Origin of the sequence: uncultured Caballeronia sp. (genome assembly GCF_964243625.1) — a bacterium.
Classification (GTDB): domain Bacteria; phylum Pseudomonadota; class Gammaproteobacteria; order Burkholderiales; family Burkholderiaceae; genus Caballeronia.
This window is the reverse complement of sequence record NZ_CAXTGZ010000477.1, coordinates 1-4,685: the sequence shown is the minus strand read 5'-3', so window position 1 is coordinate 4,685 and position 4,685 is coordinate 1. Positions and strand designations below refer to the sequence as shown.

Annotated in this window: 4 protein-coding genes; 2 read left to right on the top strand and 2 right to left on the bottom strand. The window is 58.4% G+C overall.

Features of this window, described 5'->3' with window-relative positions; all coding sequences use genetic code 11:
• On the top strand, positions 1-1,466 hold a 1,466-nt coding region (locus ACFFAR_RS25110), incomplete at its 5' end, for an alkyl/aryl-sulfatase (protein WP_375508652.1).
• A 59-nt stretch (positions 1,467-1,525) separates the two neighbouring features.
• Here the strand turns inward: ACFFAR_RS25110 and ACFFAR_RS25105 are convergent.
• The gene (locus tag ACFFAR_RS25105; protein ID WP_062167303.1) at positions 1,526-2,359 is read right to left on the bottom strand and encodes a thymidylate synthase; all 834 of its coding nucleotides are present in this window, start codon (positions 2,357-2,359) and stop codon (positions 1,526-1,528) included.
• Between the two features lie 230 nt (positions 2,360-2,589).
• A complete protein-coding gene (locus tag ACFFAR_RS25100) occupies positions 2,590-3,966 on the bottom strand; it encodes a sigma-54 dependent transcriptional regulator (RefSeq protein ID WP_061999993.1) in 1,377 nt (458 codons plus the stop codon).
• 515 nt (positions 3,967-4,481) lie between these two features.
• Here ACFFAR_RS25100 and ACFFAR_RS25095 point away from each other — a divergent pair.
• The coding region (locus tag ACFFAR_RS25095; protein ID WP_375508651.1) for a hypothetical protein at positions 4,482-4,685 on the top strand (204 nt) is incomplete at its 3' end.

Genomic DNA, 4,685 nt, shown 5'->3' with positions numbered 1-4,685 from the left:
AGAAACCGGTGGTCGCGGTCATCTACACGCATAGCCATGCGGATCACTACGGCGGCGTGCGCGGGGTGATCGACGAAGCGGATGTCAAGAGCGGCAAGGTCAAGGTCGTTGCACCGGCAGGCTTCCTGCAGGAAGCGGTCGCCGAGAACATTTTTGCCGGTAACGCCATGGGCCGCCGTTCCCTGTACCAATATGGCGCGCTGCTTCCGCCCAGCATGCGCGGACAGGTCGATGCCGGACTTGGGAAAACCACGTCGGCGGGCAACCTCGGGCTGATTCCACCCAGCGATACGGTTGAGAAGACCGGCGACACCCGCACCATCGACGGCGTTCAATTTGAATTCCAGATGGCGCCCGGCACGGAAGCGCCGTCCGAGATGCTGATCTACATGCCTCAATTCAAGGTGCTCGATACCGCAGAGGACACCACCCACACGCTGCACAACCTGTACACGCTGCGCGGCGCGCAGGTACGCGACGCAGCCAACTGGTGGAAGACGCTCAACGAGGCGATTCTCCGCTACGGCAACCGCACGGACGTCGTGATTGCGCAGCATCACTGGCCGACCTGGGGTCAGCAAAAGATCGTGAACTACATGGCCGATCAGCGCGACATGTTCAAGTATCTGCACGATCAATCGTTGCGTCTCGCGAACTCCGGCTACACGATGACTGAAATTGCGGAGCAGATCCAGTTGCCCGACAGCATCGGAAAGAAGTGGTACAACCGCGGTTACTACGGTTCGGTCAATCACGACGCAAAGGCGATCTATCAGCGTTACCTTGGCTGGTATGACTCGAACCCGGCGAACCTGCACCCGTATCCGCCGGAAGAGGAATCAAAACGTTTCGTCGACTTTATGGGCGGCGCCGACGCTGTGATGACCAAGGCAAAGCAATCATTCGACAAGGGCGATTACCGTTGGGTCGCGACCGTGATGAACAAGGTCGTGTTCGCCGACCCGTCGAACAAGGCTGCTCGCAATCTCGAAGCAGATGCGCTCGAGCAACTCGGTTATCAGACCGAGAACCCGACCTGGCGCAACGAATACCTGATGGGTGCATTCGAATTGCGTAACGGCGTGCCGAAGCTGAAGGGCGTCAACACGGCAACACCTGACGCGATCGCGGCGATGAGTCCCGATCTGCTGCTCGACTACATGGGAATCCGGCTGAACGGTCCGAAGGCGGACGGCAAGCACACAGTGATCAACTGGGTTCTCGGCGACGGCAGGAAGTACGGTATCGAGCTGCGCAATTCAGTGTTGATCTACACCGAGGGCGTGACGCTTGCGAACCCGGACGCCACGCTGACCATGAGCAAGGATGACTTCGCCGGTCTCCTGATGGGCGGTCAGCAACAGCAAGCTGACGCGAGCAAGGTCAGCGGTAACGGTCAGAAGGTGGTTGAGCTGTTTGGCATGCTCGATCGCTTCGACCCGATGTTCAACATCGTTACGCCTTGACGTCTTGAAGGCATGTCACGGCTTCGCATGATGGAAGCCGTGACGCACGCACGTCTGCGTTAAACCGCAATTGGCGCCTTGATGCCCGGGTGATATTCATACCCTTCGATGACAAAGTCCTCGTACCGGTAATCGAAGATCGACTCGGGCTTTCTCGCCAGCTTGAGCTTGGGCAGCGGATACGGTTCGCGGCTCAATTGCAGGTCCACTTGTTCCAGATGGTTCAGGTAGATATGGCAATCGCCGCCCGTCCAGACCAGTTCACCCACATCCAGATCGCACTGCTGCGCGAGCATATGCGTGAGCAACGCGTAACTCGCGATGTTGAACGGCGTACCCAGAAACACATCCTGGCTGCGGCAATACAGGAGGCAGCTCAACTTGCCGTCGTTCACGTAGAACTGCGCGAGGCAATGGCACGGCGCAAGCGCCATGCGGCCGGCGCGGGCGTTATCAACGGGCGACATGGATTCGTCCGGGAAATCCGCCACGTTCAACGCGGTCAGCATCAGCCGGCGCGAATTCGGCCGTGTCTTGATCTGGTGGACGAGGCCGCTTACCTGATCGACCATCGTGCCGTCACTTTTCGGCCAGAAGCGCCATTGATGACCGTAGACCGGACCGAGATCGCCGTTTTCATCGGCCCATTCGTCCCAGATCGTCACGCCATGGTCGTTCAGATACTTGATGTTGGTATCGCCGTTCAGGAACCACAGCAGCTCGTAGACCACGCTTTTCATGTGAATGCGCTTGGTCGTCACGATCGGAAAACCCGCCGCCAGATCGAACCGCAATTGACGGCCGAACGTGCTGATCGTCCCCGTGCCGGTCCTGTCCATCTTCCGAGCGCCGCGCTCGAGAATGTCTTTGAGCAGTTCTTGATACTGGATCATGGGAAGGGTTGTGCGTAAAAGTGGTGGCCCGTGGCCGGATGCCTGCGGAAAACAGCAGGAATCCAGCCGCCGATAAAACCAAACCACGATTTTACCAAGGCCCGAACGGTCTGGCGCGAAGAGGTCTTGAAGGGGACAAAACGATAGAAGCCGCAGTAGTTCGGATGAACCCCGGGTTTGGACGTTGGACGAGCACGAGCAGCCCACGGACTGTCATGCGCGGCCGGAAATCAGCCGCGCGTGACGTGCTCCGTGGGTGCGTCGACTTCGATATGGCGCATGCCATGGGCGCTCAACAACCTGTACAACGTGACGCGCGATATGCCCAGTTCCTGGGCGGCATCGCCGAGACGTCCGCGATGGCGCAACAATGCGAGTTCGATGGCTTGCCGCTCCGCGGCCTCACGTGCCTGCGCGAGGGACACCGGCGCAACTTCCACGTACTCGCCGAGTTCGAGATCGCGCGCGCTGATCTGCCGCCCTTCGGACATCACGATCGCGCGACGCACGCGATTGATCAGCTCGCGCACATTGCCGGGCCAGCCATAGTTATGGATTGCAGCGATGGCATCAGGCGCAAAACCGCGCAAACGCCGGCTTGCGTCTTTCTTGAAGCGATCGAGCATGTGCTTCGCCAGCAATTCGATGTCCTTGCCGCGCGCTCGCAGCGGCGGTTCATCGATTTGAAGCACGCATAAACGGTGATACAAATCGGCGCGAAAGCGCCCTTCGATCATCGCCGTTTGCATGTCCACGTGCGTGGCCGAGATGATGCGCACGTCGACTGGCGTAGAGCCGTGTCCGCCAAGCCGCTCGACCTTGCGCTCCTGAAGGAAGCGCAGCAGGCTCGCCTGGCTTTCGAGCGGCAGGTCGCCGATTTCATCGAGGAAAAGCGTGCCGCCATTGGCCGCTTCCACCCGGCCGATCTTGCGTTGATTTGCGCCGGTAAACGCGCCGCGCTCGTACCCGAAGAGTTCCGATTGCAACAGATGCGCGGGGATGGCGCCGCAATTGATTGCGACGAACGGCTGTTCACGCCGCGCGGAACGTTCGTGGATGGCGACCGCCGTCAGTTCCTTGCCCGTGCCGGATTCGCCCGAGATGAAAACCGGCGCATCGGTCATCGCGACCTTGCGGATGGAGCGGAACAGGCTGAGCATGGCGTCGCACGAGCCGACCATTTCGCCTTCGGCGCGGCCGTCGCGGGCATCGTTCGATGCGTTTTCGTGCAACGCCACCATGCCATACGCATGGCCGACCGCGTCCACCACGCGATCATTCGATGTCGGCAACGTCACGTAGTCAAAGCAGTAATCGCGGATCAGCCGTCGCACAGCCGCGTCTTCGAGCTGGCCCGCAACGGTAGCCGCGACCCAGCCGACGTTGGTGAGCGTCAGCGACGCTTCAAGCGCCGCGAGTTCATGTGCTTCGAAATTGCTCGACAAATCCAGCAAGCCGCCGGTTGCCAGGTCGTTGCGAAGCCACCGGCGAGCATCCTTGGCGTTGGAAACCACCTCGATGTGCCAGCCCCTCTCCTCGAACCGGGCGCACAAAGGCGCGCTCGGGTCACGAGTCACATAGATTAATTGCCGCCGAGCGACTTCCATTGTTTTGATCCTTTCGTCAACGGTCGTTGAAAAGGTCGCGCCGGTAAATGCCCACGATCTCGTTGCAGACGTCGAAGACTCGCAAAGCATAAGCGAACGGTCATTCGGAAAACTGCAAACGGTGATACCCCGGAAGCGACGAGTGCTGTCGCGCGGTTCATAAACGAACCTGTTTTGTTTCTGCTGCTGTTTTTGAGAGACTACTATAAAGCGAATACTTCGAAAACAAATATCCGCAACAATGTCCCCGTTCGCGATCCTGAAGCATTGCCAGCATACGAATCAATGAAGCGTTTCGTTTTAATAAGCGGTTTGTAAATACTTTAAATAAGACAATTTCATTTCCGCGCAGCCTGACAAATATGGCGGCTGACTGCACATCGTTTCAGTGGTGAAACATTTTCTTCAGTTTTCGGAATCCTTTGTCGAACGCATTTTCGATGCAGTCCCATTAGACGGGCGAATGCGGCCGATGGCACATGTCTCGCTATTAAGGACGAACCTTGGAGACCGCCATGGAAATTACCAGCAGCGCCGTCAGGTGCGGGAAAAACGCCATTCCGCAACGCTTTGCCGCAGTTGCGACCGCGTGGTTTGTACTGGGGAGTTCAGGCGGCAACGTTTGCGCGCAAGATGATTTTAATAAGAACCGTCTGATTATTCGCGCGTTTGAATCAGGGTTCGTACCTCTGGTGTCCGGATTTGAAACAAGTTTGGCA